Annotated in this window: 15 protein-coding genes; 9 read left to right on the top strand and 6 right to left on the bottom strand. The window is 70.6% G+C overall.

The window, feature by feature from the left end; genetic code table 11:
- The first annotated feature begins 65 nt into the window (after window positions 1-65).
- Together ACWEPG_RS05070 and ACWEPG_RS05065 are read left to right on the top strand one after the other, a co-directional pair.
- Window positions 66-707, top strand: coding sequence for a methyltransferase (locus ACWEPG_RS05070; protein WP_450113563.1), 642 nt, complete (start codon window positions 66-68; stop codon window positions 705-707).
- Window positions 691-972, top strand: a complete 282-nt coding sequence (locus ACWEPG_RS05065) for a CDGSH iron-sulfur domain-containing protein (RefSeq protein ID WP_450113562.1) — start codon at window positions 691-693, stop codon at window positions 970-972. Before ACWEPG_RS05070 ends, ACWEPG_RS05065 begins: the two co-directional genes overlap by 17 nt.
- On the opposite strand, the gene ACWEPG_RS05060 is transcribed toward ACWEPG_RS05065, so the two are convergent.
- The 3 genes from ACWEPG_RS05060 to ACWEPG_RS05050 all read right to left on the bottom strand — a co-directional run bounded on the left by ACWEPG_RS05060 (window position 910) and on the right by ACWEPG_RS05050 (window position 5,360).
- Complete coding sequence (locus ACWEPG_RS05060; RefSeq protein WP_452594004.1) at window positions 910-1,938, bottom strand: iron-containing redox enzyme family protein; 1,029 nt, start codon at window positions 1,936-1,938, stop codon at window positions 910-912. The genes ACWEPG_RS05065 and ACWEPG_RS05060 overlap by 63 nt on opposite strands.
- Before the next feature lie 94 nt (window positions 1,939-2,032).
- Window positions 2,033-3,289 (bottom strand): hypothetical protein, encoded by a 1,257-nt coding sequence (locus ACWEPG_RS05055; protein WP_452594003.1) that lies wholly within the window; start codon window positions 3,287-3,289, stop codon window positions 2,033-2,035.
- A 40-nt stretch (window positions 3,290-3,329) separates the two neighbouring features.
- Window positions 3,330-5,360 (bottom strand): phage holin family protein, encoded by a 2,031-nt coding sequence (locus tag ACWEPG_RS05050; RefSeq protein WP_452594002.1) that lies wholly within the window; start codon window positions 5,358-5,360, stop codon window positions 3,330-3,332.
- A gap of 88 nt (window positions 5,361-5,448) precedes the next feature.
- Between ACWEPG_RS05050 and ACWEPG_RS05045 the strand changes: the two genes are divergently transcribed.
- The 7 genes from ACWEPG_RS05045 (at window position 5,449) to ACWEPG_RS05015 (ending at window position 12,936) form a co-directional block, all read left to right on the top strand.
- Window positions 5,449-6,903 (top strand): flavin-containing monooxygenase, encoded by a 1,455-nt coding sequence (locus tag ACWEPG_RS05045; RefSeq protein ID WP_452594001.1) that lies wholly within the window; start codon window positions 5,449-5,451, stop codon window positions 6,901-6,903.
- The gene (locus ACWEPG_RS05040; RefSeq protein ID WP_450113557.1) at window positions 6,890-7,666 is read left to right on the top strand and encodes an MBL fold metallo-hydrolase; all 777 of its coding nucleotides are present in this window, start codon (window positions 6,890-6,892) and stop codon (window positions 7,664-7,666) included. The genes ACWEPG_RS05045 and ACWEPG_RS05040 overlap by 14 nt, the downstream gene beginning before the upstream one ends.
- A gap of 101 nt (window positions 7,667-7,767) precedes the next feature.
- Window positions 7,768-8,145: a chorismate mutase family protein gene (locus ACWEPG_RS05035; RefSeq protein WP_450113556.1), complete on the top strand. Its 378-nt coding sequence runs from the start codon at window positions 7,768-7,770 to the stop codon at window positions 8,143-8,145.
- Window positions 8,146-8,154: 9 nt separating this feature from the next.
- Window positions 8,155-10,230: an aminodeoxychorismate synthase component I gene (gene pabB, locus ACWEPG_RS05030; RefSeq protein ID WP_452594000.1), complete on the top strand. Its 2,076-nt coding sequence runs from the start codon at window positions 8,155-8,157 to the stop codon at window positions 10,228-10,230.
- A complete protein-coding gene (locus ACWEPG_RS05025; protein ID WP_450113554.1) occupies window positions 10,227-11,093 on the top strand; it encodes a prephenate dehydrogenase/arogenate dehydrogenase family protein in 867 nt (288 codons plus the stop codon). Before pabB ends, ACWEPG_RS05025 begins: the two co-directional genes overlap by 4 nt.
- Window positions 11,090-12,037, top strand: coding sequence for a diiron oxygenase (locus tag ACWEPG_RS05020; RefSeq protein WP_450113553.1), 948 nt, complete (start codon window positions 11,090-11,092; stop codon window positions 12,035-12,037). Before ACWEPG_RS05025 ends, ACWEPG_RS05020 begins: the two co-directional genes overlap by 4 nt.
- A gap of 68 nt (window positions 12,038-12,105) precedes the next feature.
- Window positions 12,106-12,936 (top strand): oxidoreductase, encoded by an 831-nt coding sequence (locus ACWEPG_RS05015; RefSeq protein WP_452593999.1) that lies wholly within the window; start codon window positions 12,106-12,108, stop codon window positions 12,934-12,936.
- Window positions 12,937-13,077: 141 nt separating this feature from the next.
- Here ACWEPG_RS05015 and ACWEPG_RS05010 read toward each other — a convergent pair whose 3' ends face one another.
- The 3 genes from ACWEPG_RS05010 to ACWEPG_RS05000 all read right to left on the bottom strand — a co-directional run bounded on the left by ACWEPG_RS05010 (window position 13,078) and on the right by ACWEPG_RS05000 (window position 14,996).
- The gene (locus ACWEPG_RS05010; protein WP_450116007.1) at window positions 13,078-13,608 is read right to left on the bottom strand and encodes a hypothetical protein; all 531 of its coding nucleotides are present in this window, start codon (window positions 13,606-13,608) and stop codon (window positions 13,078-13,080) included.
- Window positions 13,609-13,730: 122 nt separating this feature from the next.
- A complete protein-coding gene (locus ACWEPG_RS05005; protein WP_450116006.1) occupies window positions 13,731-14,366 on the bottom strand; it encodes an RES family NAD+ phosphorylase in 636 nt (211 codons plus the stop codon).
- Window positions 14,367-14,375: 9 nt separating this feature from the next.
- Complete coding sequence (locus ACWEPG_RS05000; RefSeq protein WP_450116005.1) at window positions 14,376-14,996, bottom strand: hypothetical protein; 621 nt, start codon at window positions 14,994-14,996, stop codon at window positions 14,376-14,378.
- Window positions 14,997-15,108: the final 112 nt, after the last annotated feature.

Here is a 15,108-nt window from a genome sequence, read left to right as displayed (position 1 = left end):
ACTGTGGGCCGTCGTTGCTCGCAGCCGGTCGCCGTGCTGCGACGCCGGTCCTCCGGTTGCCGGGCGTGTACCGGCCGCAGGAGGACACCTGGCTGCTGGCCGCGGTGCTCGGTCGCCGTCCGCTGCCGCGGACGACCCGGGTGCTCGACTTCTGCACAGGCAGTGGGGCGCTGGCACTGACCGCGGCAACTCTGGGCGCCGCCGGGGTCACCGCCGTGGACGTCTCGGCGCGGGCGGTGCTGTCCGCGCGTGCGAACGGGATGCTGCGGGGCCTGCACATCCGGGTTCGCCGCGGCGGCATGGGAGTCGCTCTCGCCGGGGGCCCCTACGACCTGGTGCTCGCGAACCCGCCCTATGTGCCCGACCCGGGAGCCCGGGCTCCCGGGCCCACACTGCCGTTCCGCTCGATCTCTTGGGATGCCGGCGCGGACGGCCGTGAGGTCCTGGAGCCGCTGTGTGCCCATGCCCGGCAGCTGCTGCGACCGGGAGGCCGCCTCCTGCTCGTGCAGTCGGAGTTCGCGGATCCCGGAAGCACGCTGGCGGCCCTGCGGGAGTCCGGGCTGCACGCGGTCGTCTCGGCCAGTGTCGACATCCCGTACGGACCGGTTCTGCGCAGCAGGGCCGGGTATCTGGCAGCCCGCGGTCTCACGGCACCGGGGCAGGTCACCGAGCGACTGGTGGTGATTCGTGGTGATCGACCGTGCTGATCCCCCGGCATGGGACTCGCCTGCCGCGCAGCTCGTGCGGCGGGTGCCCGGCGGTCCCGCGCTGGTGCGCGGCCCGGTGCGCCTGACGCGGCCCGACGGTCAGGTGATCGTGTGCGAGCGGTTCGTCGTCGCGGTGTGCCGATGCCGCCGCAGCACGATCTTCCCGCTGTGCGACACCAGTCATCGGTCCCTGCGTCGCCGCTCAGTGGGAGACAGCGGGGTGGGAGACAGCGGGTTCGGGTCGGCGGCCGACGGCGAGCAGTGAGCTCACGCCGTGGCGCCAGCTGGACAGCACCAGGTCGGTGAGACGACTGTCGAGCAGGGCGGCCGCCTGAATTCCGAACACGACGTCCGTCGCCAGTTCGGGCTCCTGATCGAGCATCGCCCCGACCACATCGGTCCTGAGAACCTGTTCGTGTACGGCGTCCGCCTCGACGTGTTCGGCGTAGAAGTGGACGCACGGCGGCGGCGCGTGCATCCGCTCGAGGGCGGCGACGAGGCGGCGTGCGCTGGGAGGGGTCGAGATCTCGGCGGCCGCGAACTGCCCGACGAGGGCGCCCCGCAGTCCGCGACGGAGCCCGCAAAGTGACGTCAGGTTCACCGTCGCAAGAGTCTCGGGTGGCACGCAGTCCAGGTAGCCGAGGTAACCGGTGTGCAGGTCCGCGGCGCGCAGCAGGTTCTCGAACAGGGTGGAGTGCACGCGCTCCGGGTGGCCGGCGCCGAACTCGTCGAACTCCACCGCCACCAGCGCGCACTTCGCGCCCTCTCGCAGTCGCGGGATCACCCAGGCCTGCGGGTCCGCCTCCTTCAACTGGTAGATCGACCGGTGCACGAAATACTCGCGCATTTCATCCCACGTGCCCGCTCGTTCCAGGTGGGCGCTGACGCCTCCCGATTCGGGTGTGTCCGCCGCGACCTCGTCGAGCGCACCCTCGACGTCCGCGCCGCCGGGGATCTCGGCGCGCACGCGCGCCAGGAACGCACGTTCCATGGCGCTGCGCGCCCGGATCAGCTCGGGATCCCATTCCCAGTCGGGGTCGACTCCGCGAAACCCTCGATAGTGCAGTTCGTAACAGACGTGGAGCGCGAGTTGCACGTCGCCGCCGAGCGGGTCCGCATGCCCGAGCGGGGGCGGTCGCCGCATCGACTGCGGCGAATCGGACAACGCGCTGATGATCTCGCACGAGATGGGTCCGCGCGGGACGGGAAGAGCGGGCGTCGGCACCGGCACGTGACAAGTATGCCTCCGACGGACTCCGCGCAAACACCCTCGGCCCCTCCCGGCATGCCCGGTTCGGACAACCGGGCATGCCGGCGTTCCCTGGTCACGTCGCGTCGAAGCAGGACCGCCATCCGCCGGATCGGTACGTCTGCGCGGCGCAGTACGTGGCCCGCGGATAGTAGTCGTCCATCGTGGTCGACGGGTCGGCGTGCCGGTCCTGCGACGCCTGCACCGAGTACGGGTAGAACCGGTTGCTCGGCAGCATGTGCCGCAGGAACAGCACCTTCTTCGCGACGTCCGTCGAACCCCACGGCAGCACGGTCACCGCCGGATCGGAGGCGGCTTCGCTCGGCAGGTCGCCCGGCGCGGCGAGGACGTAGGTGTAGAACCCCGAATCATCCACGCGGGTCTGGAAATCCGCGGCACACGCGACCACCGGGTACGGCGAGACCAGGTCGTTCTGGCACATCGACCAATACCGGACATCGGTGCCGGGTTCGGCCGCGGGCACCCCGGCGCGGGTGTCGGGGAAGGTGGGGGCGCGGCCGCGGACCACCACGATCCGGCCCGGCTGATACGTCAGTCCCGCGCCGACATACTTGTTGTCGCCGTTGGGAAACAACCCGGACGTACTGGCCGGGTTGACGAACGTCGCCTCGGGGACGTCACCGGGAAACGCGCCGGCCGCGGCGGAAGCGATCACGCTGTCGAAGGCGGTCGTCGCGGCGCCACCGAGCGGTCCGGCGGTCACGGTCGCGGGGTCGAACGGGGCTGCGCACGTGGTGATGTCGACGGTGCGGCCGGCGCGGGTCAGGCTCACCTCGGGCAGCGGGACTCCCCCGGTGGGTGACGATGCGTCGTCCGGTACGTACACCCGGATGATCAGAAACCCGACCGGTGCGCGCTGGGCGCCGGAACCGGTGGGCAGCGCGGAGATCTCGTTGCTGCCGTGATCGGCGGCGCCGGTGACCACACTCGCGTGCCAACGACGTTGCGGCGCCGGCAGATCGGCGTCCGCGGTGTCGGCGAACGGGTTGCCGCTGCCGGGATCCGATGCGATCTGGTTGTCGCGCAGGGTGTCCACGGTGTCGAAGTTCGTGCCGTACGTGTTCAGCGACATGTACCGGGCGTAGGGGTACCAGCCGCTCAGGTTGATCCGGTCACCGTCGACGAGCGCGTACGGCAGCACCCAATAGGTGGCGTTGGCGTCGGGGAACGCGATGTTCAGCGCCGTGGAGTTCGACATGAACTGCCAGGCACACCCGATCTCCGGGGCCGCCGCGGCGGGGACGGCGGTCAACACCCCGCCGGCCACGGCGAGGGCCCCGAGTGCCGCGCACGTCCTGGCCCGCAGGCGCATGGTTACACCGTAAGACCCGTCGTCCTCACGCACAAACCTCTCAGCCCAGGTCACGCCACCCGACGAGGACCCGGTGCACCGCCTCGGCGCCGTGCAGCGGCTGCGGCGGCGCGGGCAGGTCGGACGGGTAGAGCAGGAACGGTGTGGTCTGCGGGCCGCCGAGACCGCCGTGCGAGCCGACCTGTTCCTCGAAGGCGGCGACCTCGTCGGTGTCGGGCCAGTACCGTCCGTTGATCATCAGGTCGGCGACGTTGTCGAAACTGTCGGTGCGACGGATCCGGGAGAGGGTGCAGGGACCGAAGTCGGCCAGCGGATCCCGGCCCGTCACCTCGCCGGTCGCGACGTCGACGCTGCCGTCGCGGCCGAGGACGACGGAGCCGCCGTCCTCGCGGGCCACGAGCACGAATCCGATGCCGGGATGCCCGGTCAGCGCGGGCAGGAGTCCCGGATGGTGCTCGTCGATCCACGTCAGGGTCGCGCGGCCGGGAACCCGGGGGAAGCTGACCAGTCCGAGGTTCCCGGAGGCCAGGACCACAGGTTTGCCGGGCTCCCCCGGTGCGGTCGTGTCGACCGCGGTCGTGCGCAGGCTCGCTTCGGCGTACCCGAGTCCCTCGGCGCCGCGCCCGCGGGTGCCCGTCGTCGCCGCGTGCACGTGGTGGCCCGGTCGTGGCTGGGCGGGCGGTGGTGTCCCGGGTTGCTCGCCGCAGGCCCGCAGCACGAGATCCTCGAGGGCTTCGCCGTACCGCTGGCTGAAGGTTGCGCCCTGGCTCTGCCCGTGATCGGAGAGCACGACGATCCGGTACGGCCGCCGGGCCTGGGCGGCGACGGCGACGATCATGCCGATCTCGGCGTCGAGTTTGCGCAGCACGTCGCGGGTTTCGGGTCGTTCGACGCCGGAGTGGTGGGAGACCTCGTCGTAGCCGACCAGGTCGACGTACACGGCCCCACGTCCGGCGATCAGGTCGCCGATGACGGCGGAGACCACGACGTCGGTCTCGACGACGGTGGTGAACGCGCGGACCAGCGGGTACAGGCCGCCGCGGCGGATCCGGGGCGTGACGTCGGCGCGGCGTTGCCCGTAGGCCTGGCGGATCTCCCGGAGCACCTCGGCGACGAGCCGGATACTGGTGCGCAGGGCGCTGGCCGGATCGGCGAAGTAGTGGGCGTAACCGGCCGCGCCGCCACCCATCCGGGCGCCGCGCATCCGGCTGACGACGAGCACGTTGTCCTCGGCGCCGCCGGTGAACAGGTTGCCGCGGCTGGCGCCGCGACCGCCGCTGAGCAGCCCGTCGCGGTGCGCGCGTTCGGTTTCGCGGGCGGCATTGTCGGCGGGGTTGCTGAACACGGCGACGGCGTCGCGGGACTTGTCGTACCAGCGGAACGCGGGGACGTTGTGGTTGTCGCCGTGCAGGATTCCGAGTTGGCTGGCGCCGGTCTGACTGCTCCAGTCGGTGTGCCACGGCACCAGAAGGTGCGAGCGGTCCCGCACGAGGTCGGCGAGCACGGGGACGATGCCGTCCCGGATCGCGCGCTGCAGTACGCCGTGGCCGAGCCCGTCGATCTGAATGCAGAGCAGCCCTGGGCCTTCCGTGTCGACGCGGACGGACTGTCCGGTGCGGCGCAGCCGGGACCGGTTGCGCCGCACCAGCATCATCCGGTAGGTGTCGTCGCGGCGGGCCGCCATCGCGCCCGCGACGGCAGAGCCGACGAGCGACAGCACCACCGACAGCGCGAGCAGGTCGCGGGCCCGGTCGACGGTTGCGAGCGGAACCAGCCTCACCGCGAGCATCATGATCAGCCAGTTCCCGGCGAAGGCTCCGATGAACAGCAGTGCCGGGCCCGCCCACAGCATGGCCCGCACCAGCAGCGGCCACAGGATCACCGACAGGATGCCGAACACCAACGCCAGCGCCAGGGCCGCGGGTACCGTCGCGAACCATCCGCCGCCCGGCACGGCGTCGAGGCGGACGCCCGGGAGCACCAGGTCGGTGAGCACGAGCGCCAGGGCCGAGATCAGCCACAGGACCAGGAATTCGGTGGCGGACCGGGCGACGGATCCCACAACGCGCATCGACGTACCTCCCTTTGCTACGGATCGTAGGGGTGAAGTGCGGTGATACTGTCGAGGCACGACGAACCCCCCACCGGTGGTGACTGACATGTCAACCGAACACGTCGATGTGCTGATCGTGGGAGCAGGGCTGTCCGGTATCGGGGCGGCGTGTCACCTGCGGCGGAGTCGGCCGGCCGCGACGGTGGCGATTCTCGAGGCGCGGGACCGCATGGGCGGCACGTGGGACCAGTTCCGGTATCCGGGGGTGCGATCGGACTCCGACATGTACACCCTCGGCTACGCGTTCCGGCCGTGGCGAGGCGCGAAGGCGATCGCGGACGGGCCGTCGATCCTGGACTACGTGCGGGAGACGGCGGCCGAGTACGACGTGGCGCGCTGGATCCGGTTCGGGCACCGGGTGGTCGAGGCCCGGTGGAGTTCGGACGAGGCCCGGTGGACGGTGACCGCGGACCGGGGCGGCGATCGCGTGCAGATCACCTGCGGTTTCCTGTTCGTCTGCAGCGGCTACTACGACTACGGGCACGGCTATCGTCCCGAGTTCGCCGGTGTCGACACGTTCGGCGGGCAGATCCTGGACCCGCAGCACTGGGACACCGAGTTCGATTACTCGGGCAAACGGGTCGTGGTCATCGGAAGCGGCGCCACCGCCGTGACGCTGGTGCCTGCGATGGCCGCAACCGCGGCCCATGTGACGATGCTGCAGCGCTCGCCCAGCTACGTGCTGTCGCTGCCGTCGCGTGACGCGCTGGCGCGGACGCTGGGCCGGGCCCTGCCCGCGCGGTGGGTGTACCAGCTCATTCGGTGGAAGAACGTGCTGCGTTTCATGGTGTTCTTCGAGCTGAGCCGGCGGCGGCCGGAACTGGTGAAGCGCCTGCTGCACAAGGGCGTCCGCACACAGCTGGGGGCGACGTACGATCTACGGCACTTCACCCCGCGGTACGACCCGTGGGATCAGCGGATGTGCTTCGTGCCCGACGGTGACCTGTTCTCGGCGATTCGCTCGGGGGCGGCCACGGTGGTCACCGACGCAGTGGAGTCGTTCACCCCCACCGGGATCCGGCTGACGTCGGGTGCGGAGCTGCCCGCCGATGTGGTGGTGACGGCGACGGGGCTCGAACTGCTGCCACTCGGCGGGATGGCGCTGTCGGTGGACGGGGCCGCGGTGGATCTGTCGAAGATGTTGGCCTACAAGGGCATGATGATCGAGGGGGTGCCGAATCTGGCCTTCTGCATCGGCTACACGAACGCATCGTGGACGCTCAAGTGCGATCTGACATGCGACTACGTGTGTCGGCTGCTGGAGTACATGGACGAGAGGGGCTACCGGCAGTGCACGCCACGCAACACCGACCCGGCGATGCCGCGACTGCCCGCGATCGACTTCAGTTCGGGCTATGTCCGGCGGGGCATCCACCGGTTCCCTCGACAGGGTGGGCGGACACCGTGGCGGCTGCATCAGAACTATCCGCTCGACATCGTGGCGCTGCGATTCGGGTCGCTGGCGGACGAGTCGATGGTGTTCTCCCGTGACGGGCGCTGACCGGGACACGGTGCGTGTCGAATGGCTGGGTCACGCGACGGTGTCGATCACCGACGGCGCGACGACGGTCCTGACCGATCCGGTCCTCACCGCTCGGGTGGGCCACCTGCGTCGGCGCCGGGGCCCGGACCCCCTCGTGGAGCTTTCCCGGCCGGACGCGGTGCTGCTCTCGCACCTGCATGCCGACCACACCCACATTCCGTCGTTGCTGCTGCTCGACGGTGAGACACCCATCGTGGTGCCGCGCGGTGCGGTCGACGCGTTCGCCGGCCTGCGCCGGTTCGGCGACCGGCTGATCGAGCTGGGCGCCGGGGACGAGACGGTCATCGGCGACGTGACGGTGCGGGCGGTGCCCGCCGATCACGACGGCAGGCGGTGGCCGCGCGGGGCGCGGGCTCAGGCGGTGGGATACGTGGTGACGGGCTCGGCGACCACCTACTTCGCCGGGGACACCGCGCTGGACCCGGCGATGGCGGACTGGGTGCCGCGTTGTGACGTGGCCCTGCTGCCGGTCGGCGGGTGGGGGCCGAATCTGGGTCCCGGGCACATGGATCCGGAGGCGGCGGCACGGGCGGCGGAACTGGTGTCCGCGGGCACCTCGGTGCCGGTGCACTTCGGGACGTTGTGGCCGATCGGTTTCGACGCGGTGCGGCCGCTCCGGTTCCACGGTCCGGGCGGCGAGTTCGTGCGGCGCGCCGAGGCGGCGGGGCTGCGCGCGGTGGAACTGGCCCCGGGCAGCGCGGCCACCGTTGATCAATCGTGACCTGCGAACATCGGCGAACCGTATTGCCGGACCCCGCGACGGTGGGACCATGAAGGGCAAGTCGGGGACACAGTTTCGGACAGTTCAAGGTGGTACCGAGCATGGACGATTCGACCGGCAGCACCCGGATCGGCAGCATCAGCACCGAGGTACCCGAGCCTGAGCGCCGGGATCCGAGAGGGCACGAGCTCGAGGGCCTGCGCGCGGAGTTGGACGGCATCGACGACCGACTCCTCGACGACATCCGTGCCCGGATCGAGATCTGCAGCCGAATCGCACTGGTCAAACGCCGGCACGCGATCCCGATGATGCAGCCGCGTCGGGTCGGGGCGGTGCACGAGCACGCGCACTCGTACGCGCTCGACCACGACCTGTCCCCGCAGTTCCTGCACGACGTGTACGACCTGCTGATCGCCGAGACCTGTCGGGTCGAGGACCAGATCATCGCGGTGCCGACGGCGGAGGACGAGGCGAACTGAGGGGGCACCGTGCGGACGCTGCTGATCGACAACTACGACTCGTTCACGTACAACCTGTACGCCCTGTTGACGGAGGTCAACAGGTGCACCCCGACGGTGGTCACGAACGACACGCCCTGGGCGTCGGTGCGGCTGGCCGACTACGACAACATCGTGATCTCGCCCGGTCCGGGACGACCCGACCGTGTTCGGGACTTCGGGATCAGCAAACAGGCGCTGACGGAGAGCGGGCTGCCGGTGCTCGGGGTGTGCCTGGGACATCAGGGACTCTGTCACCTGTTCGGGGGCGGCGTGGTCCCGGCACCGGAGCCGCGACACGGCCGGCTCAGCACGGTGCGGCACGACGGCCGGGGCCTGTTCGCCGGCATCCCCTCCCCGTTCCGGGCGGTGCGGTACCACTCGCTGGCCGTGGAGGACCTGCCCGCCGATCTGGAGGCGCAGGCGTGGGCCGATGACGGGGTGCTGATGGCGGTGCGGCACCGCGAGCGCCCGTTGTGGGGGGTGCAGTTCCATCCGGAGTCGATCTGCACCGAGTACGGCCGCGAACTGGTGGAGAACTTCGTGTCGTCGACGCCGGTGCGGTCCCGTCGTCCCGCTCCACCCGCGGCACCGGTGGCCGCCGAGGAGCCGGCGCACCGGTACCGGGTGCGGACCGCGCGGGTCGATCGCGCGGTCGACCCGCACGCGGTGTACGAGCGGCTGTTCGCGGGCGGACCGAACGGGTACTGGCTGGACGGGTCCGCGGCGACCGCGGCGGACGGCCGGTTCTCGGTGATGGGCAACTGTGCGGGCCCGCGGGCGGAGTACGTCACGTACCGGGTGCCGGAGACGACGGTACGGGTGTCCCGGTCCGACGGGGCCTCGCACGAGATCCGCAGCCCCCTGTTCGACTACCTCGACGAGCAGTTGCGTGCACGCGCGGTCGCGCCGCGGTCGGACCTGCCGTTCGGCTTCTGCCTCGGCTATGTGGGGTACCTGGGTTACGAGTTGAAGGCGGACACGGGCGGACAGCTGGCTCACGCGTCCGAGCAGCCGGACGCGGCGTTGGTGTTCGCGGATCGGGCCCTCGTGATCGACCACACGGCCGGCTGCTGTCACCTGCTCGCGCTCGAGCTCGCCGACGGGCCCGACGATCCGGCCACCACGCGCTGGATGCGGGAGACGGCGGCCGCGCTCCGGGAGCTCGAGGACGGCGCCGGGTCGGCGGCGGCGACCGCTCCCCCGCTGGTGCCCCACCACGCGGACGTGCCGATGACGTTCCGGCACGACCAGCAGACCTACCTGCGGCTGATCGAACACTGTCTCGCGGAGATTCGCTCCGGCGAGTCCTACGAGGTGTGCCTGACGAACGCCGCGACGGTGCACCAACGGCTCGACCCGCTGGCCGGGTACGCCTGCCTGCGGGAGATCAGTCCGGTGCCCTACAGTGCGCTGCTGCAGTTCACCGGACTGTCGGTGCTCAGCGCGTCCCCGGAGCGGTTCCTGCGCGTACACGCGGACCGGACCGTCGAGTCGAAGCCGATCAAGGGCACCCGGCCGCGGTCCGACGACCCGGACCGGGACCTGGCGTTGCGGCGCGATCTGCTGCTGAGCGAGAAGGACCGCGCGGAGAACCTGATGATCGTCGACCTGGTGCGCAACGACCTGTCCCGGGTGTGCGTGCCGGGATCGGTGCACGTGCCCTTGCTGTTCGACGTCGAGACGTACGCGCCGGTGCACCAGTTGGTGTCGACGGTGCGCGGACGGTTACGGGAGGACCAGTCGGCGGTGGACTGTGTGCGGGCGGCGTTCCCCGGCGGTTCGATGACGGGGGCGCCGAAGGTGCGGACGATGGAGATCATCGACAAGCTCGAGGCCGGCCCGCGTGGCGTGTACTCCGGCGCGATCGGCTACTTCTCGCTGACCGGCACCGCCGACCTGTCGATCGTGATCCGCACGATGGTCGCGGCCGGTGACTCGGTGACCTTCGGTGTCGGCGGGGCGATCGTCGCGTTGTCCGACCCGGACGAGGAGTTCGAGGAAACGATGGTCAAGGCACTGTCTATGCGGCGCTGCCTGTCTATGGCCGGTGAGAGCGAGCCGTGACCACACCGGCCACCCGGATGCCGCGATCGGTCGTCGTGGCCGGTGGTGCGGGCGCGGTCGGCGCGATGCTCGTCGACAGGTGGCGTGGATCCGGTGCCGCGGTGACCGTCGCGGACGTCGCGTCCGGCATCGACATACGCTGTCCCGAGGGCGAATTGACGGAAATGATCGATAGCGCCGATGTGGTGGTGCTGGCGGTGCCGGAAGGCGTGGCGCTGACCGCGGTCGCGACGGTGGGACCGATGCTGCGGCCGGATGCCGTGCTGGTCGAGACCCTGTCGGTGAAATCGAGGTTCGCGGAGGCGGTTGCCGGGGCGCAGGTCGAGGCCGCGGTGGTCGGGGTGAACCCGATGTTCGCGCCGGCACTGGGGTTGCCCGGCCGCGCGGTGGCGGCGGTGATCCACCGCGACGGGGCCGCCGCGGACGCGGTGGTCGCCGAGATCCGCGGTTGGGGTGCACGGGTGCAGGTGACGACCGCGGACCGGCACGACCGGGTGTGCGCGGCGATGCAGGCGCTCACCCACGCGGCGGTGCTGGCGTTCGGGCTGGCCCTGGCGGATCTCGATGTCGACGCGGACGAGACCGCGGCCCTCGCCCCACCCCCGTTCACCGCCCTGTCCGCGCTGCTCGCCAGGATCGCCCGCGGCACACCCGAGGTGTACCGGGACGTCCAGACCGCGAACCCGTACGCGCCGGCGGCGCGGGAGGCGTTGGCGCTGGCGGTGTCCCGGATGTCGGACGCCTGCGCCGCCGATGCAAGCGCGTTCGCGGAGATGCTCGCCGACGCCGCCACGCCCCTCGGCGATCGGGCCCGGGGCTACGCCGACCTGTGCGCGGGCCTGTTCGAAGGACTGCCCCGGTGACCGGCCGCCTACCCGAGCACGATCCCACCGACCCGGTGGAGACGGCGGTGATCCGCGGTCTGGTGCGCAGCTGGCCGCGCCGGGCGACGGTGCGGCGCACCGAACCCGAGCTCGAAGGACCGACGATGGACGAGCTGTTCGACGCCGATCGCATCGACTACCCGGAGGTCCTGCTGCCGTTCGCCGGCCACCCGGCGTACGAGAAGCAGGACGAGGACGTCCGAGACCGGATCCGGGCGTGGGCGTGGATCTCCTACAACCGGAACGTGATCGACGTCGAACAGGACGTGGTGACCCCGGGCTTCGGCCTCCTGTTCCGGGATGCGTTCGACACCGGCTTCTCCGACACCGCGCGGGCGGCGGTGGTCCAGGCGATGGTCGACGAGGAGTACCACACGCTGATGCACCTCAACGCGTCCGCACTGACCCGGCGCCGGCGCGGCTGGGCACTGGGTGAGGGCGCACTGCCCGCGACTGCGATGGTGCGCGGGCACCGCGATGCGGTGGCGCGGGCGGATACTCCGCGCGACGCCGCGTTGACGACGCTGGCGTACGAAACGGTCGCGGAGACCTCGATCGGCGACTATCTGGCCCTGATCGCGAACGACCGCAGCATTCAGCCGGTGCACCAGGCGACGGTCGCGCTGCACCGCCGCGACGAGTGCGCGCACGCCTCGGTGGCCACGGAGATGATCGCGTTGGTCCACGACAAGCTCGATGAACGCGACCGGAACACCCTCGCGGCGGCGCTGCGCGAGGGGGTCGAGGCGTTCACATCGACGGATCTGATGGTGTGGTCGGCGATCCTGTCCGCCGAGCACGTCGACGGCGGCGACGCGATGCTGCGCGACGTCGCCGCCGACCCCGAGCGCCGCCGGTTCCTGCAGGACTGCAGCGCCATCGACCGCCTGCTGGCGCGCTTCGGTCGGTCCGATTCGCAGTGAGGTCGGGTTCCGGTGGCGACGGCCCAGAAGAGGACACGAACGTCGGTTCGGTGTCGTAGTGAGGCGATATGACCACCAAGACAGCGCTCGTCACCGGGGCCTCCTCCGGTATCGGCGAAGCCACCGCACGCACACTGGCCGACCTCGGCTACACCGTCTACGGCGCGGCGCGGCGTACGGGCCGCTTGCAGAAACTCACGGACCACGGCATCCGACCGCTGGCGATGGACGTCACCGACGACCCGTCGGCGACCGCAGGAATCGACCGGATCATCGCCGAGACCGGCCGCATCGACGTGCTGGTCAACAACGCCGGATATGGCTCCTACGGCGCGATCGAGGACGTGCCCTTGGGTGAGGCCCGCCACCAGTTCGAGGTCAACGTGTTCGGCGCCGCGCGCCTGGCCCAGTTGGTCCTGCCGCACATGCGTGCCCAGGGAAGCGGCACCATCGTCAACATCACCTCCATGGGCGGCAAGATCTACACGCCCCTCGGGGGCTGGTACCACGGCACCAAATTCGCCCTGGAAGGACTCAGCGACTGCCTACGCCTCGAGGTGCGGCCTTTCGGGATCGACGTCGTGGTGATCGAGCCCGGCGGTATCGCTACCGAATGGGGCGGCATCGCCGCCGATCACCTGCGCAAGGTTTCCGGCAACACCGCCTACTCCGTCCAGGCCCGAGCCGTGGCCACCTTGCTCGGCTCCGACGCCAACGCCAAACGTAACTCGCCACCGCAGGTGATCGCCGACACGATCGGCAAGGCCGTCACTGCGCGCCGCCCCAAGACCCGCTACACCGTCGGATTCGGAGCCAAGCCGTTGATCTTCGCGAAATGGTTACTGCCCGACCGCGTCTTCGACGCGATCATCAAACGCGCCACCGGCGTTCGCGACTGACAGACAAGCACAACAGGCGAACCATCTCCGTAGGTCATGCGCGACCGCAGCGGCCTCCTCGGCTCCGGAGCCGAGGAGGCCGCTGACCGGCAGCTACAGGAACTTGATTGTTGCTGCCCGGTTCCCACCTGGACCCCAGGATCAGTTCATGGGCACGACCGAGATGGTCCCCCGGCAGACGGCGTTCTGCGGGTTGACGAACCACCATCCGCCGCCGGTTTGCACGGTGACGGTGAAGTCCACCGTCCCGGTCCCGGTCCAGGTGCGGTTGATCGGGATGCCCGGATACTGCTGCAGGGCCGCCTCGTCGCTGACGCTGCGGCCGGACGCGCCGGTCGTCTGGTTGTGCCAGTCGACGAGCACCCGTGTGCCGTACCAGTTCACCCCGAACTCGAACGAGGTGGGTATGGGCAGTTCGTTACCGCCGCTGAGCAGGATCGCCGGCTCGAGTGGCCCGTCGTTTGGCGCCGCCGCCCCCGACGCGGCGCGTACGTTCCACGTGAACGCCGGCGCCCAGAAGAGCGGATTCGCACTCGAACACGTCATCGTCGTAGACGTCGGCGGCGCGGGCTCTGCATTCGCGACAGCGCCTCCACCCACCGCGACGCCGGTGGTCAGACCGACAGTCGCGAGCACCGCAGTGAACATTCGACGCACATTCTCGTTCTTCATGACTTCCTCCCCGTGGACATGAAACCCCTTGGACATCAAACGTGAGAAATGGGACGTACAGCGCCCATCAGGTTATTCGGTGGCGCAACGGAATTCATTACAGATCGTGCCACAGGCAGCGCTCAGGCGATGGTGTAGCCGAGTTCGTGGGCGGAGGTGTCGACGGCGCCGGCCAGGGCCGGATGCGCCAGGGGCAGTGACAGTTCCGGCCGCGGGGGGAACGCGTCGGCGGCGCGTTCGACGACGGCGACGGACGTGCTGCCCGCGAACCGGCCCCGGTAGATGATCCCGTCGAGGTCGGCGTGGGCACAGTGAATGGTCCGCGCCCAGTGCTGTGAGAGGCCGTGGGGTGCCGAGTCGAGGGCGTGGTTGCCGCCGACGCGGGTGGCCCAGGCGCCGCCGCCGATTCCGGCCACGTCGAGCAGCCGCAGGGGGCGGGCGAACCGCAGTCCCGTCAGATACGGGTCGCCCCGGTGTCGGTCGATGACCCGCGCCGACTGGAACGCTTCGGCCAGCGCACCACGTGGACTGGATGCGCCGTACCAGACGCCGTGGCCGGGATGCTCACCGCGCGGGGCCGGATGGTGGTCGAACCGCAGGATCGGCCCGAACGTGCGCAGCTCGTTCCACGGCAGGACGTGCAGCCCGGTGGTGCGGTGCACCCGCCACGTCAGCTCGGCCGGCTGCCACTCGACGACCTCCCTGGGGAGCAGTCCCGCCGCGCGGAGTTCGGGGACCGGCGGGGGTGGCGGGAGCATCGCCCCCATCTACGCCGATTCCCACTCGGCCGCGGTGAGCACGTCGGTGACCGGTGCAAGGTCGGCGGCGGAGCCGGCACTGCCGTTCAGCCACGTCACGATCGACACCGGGCGACCGTCGACGATCAGCGACGGCTGCGGGCGGGTCAGCAGCGCCTGCACCGTCAGCGGGTGCAGGTCCTTCGCGAGCAGCGGGAGCACCTTCTCGAGGTGCGGCACCGCTCCGGTGTCGGTGAACTGGGCCGGGGGCAGCAGGCGGTTGCGGCCCGAGTCGAACGCCCACAGGGTGCCGGTCGCGATGCGTTGCCGGACCCGGGCGGGGGTGACACCCAGGCGTGCCGCGGCGTCGGTGATCGACAGGGAGGTCCCGACCAGCTTCAACATGCGGATGTCGCGGTCCACCCGGGCCGCCGTGGCGGTGGCGGGATCGGCGGTGAACCCGGCGTCGGCGAGCACCTGAGCGTCGTGCTCGGACAGTGCGGGGGTGCCCGGGTTGCGGGAGTCGAGGCTGTGCAGGATCTGGACGAGGTCGTCGCGGCCGATGTCGGCGCCGGTCACCTCGCGCAGGGCGTCCTCGAAGTCGAGGTCCCCTCGCAGGTAGCGGGCTTCCACGGTTGCTGCGTCGTTCACCACAACCACCCAGCCTTTCGTCGATTTCCGGGTGCAAATCGATGATAGCGCGGAGCGGGTGGGGCGGCCACCACGAACCCGAGCGCACGCCCGCGACCGAACGTGGGTCGGC

Source organism: Rhodococcus sp. NPDC004095, assembly GCF_053604015.1.
This window is presented reverse-complemented; position numbering and strand designations above follow the sequence as displayed.

Bases quoted from the DNA above. Each gene is read 5' to 3' on its own strand.
- ACWEPG_RS05055 (WP_452594003.1), bottom strand. From the start codon at position 3,289: ATGCGCCTGCGGGCCAGGACGTGCGCGGCACTCGGGGCCCTCGCCGTG.
- ACWEPG_RS05050 (WP_452594002.1), bottom strand. From the start codon at position 5,360: ATGCGCGTTGTGGGATCCGTCGCCCGGTCCGCCACCGAATTCCTGGTC.
- ACWEPG_RS05045 (WP_452594001.1), top strand. From the start codon at position 5,449: ATGTCAACCGAACACGTCGATGTGCTGATCGTGGGAGCAGGGCTGTCC.
- ACWEPG_RS05035 (WP_450113556.1), top strand. From the start codon at position 7,768: ATGGACGATTCGACCGGCAGCACCCGGATCGGCAGCATCAGCACCGAG.
- ACWEPG_RS05015 (WP_452593999.1), top strand. From the start codon at position 12,106: ATGACCACCAAGACAGCGCTCGTCACCGGGGCCTCCTCCGGTATCGGC.
- ACWEPG_RS05010 (WP_450116007.1), bottom strand. From the start codon at position 13,608: ATGAAGAACGAGAATGTGCGTCGAATGTTCACTGCGGTGCTCGCGACT.
- ACWEPG_RS05005 (WP_450116006.1), bottom strand. From the start codon at position 14,366: ATGCTCCCGCCACCCCCGCCGGTCCCCGAACTCCGCGCGGCGGGACTG.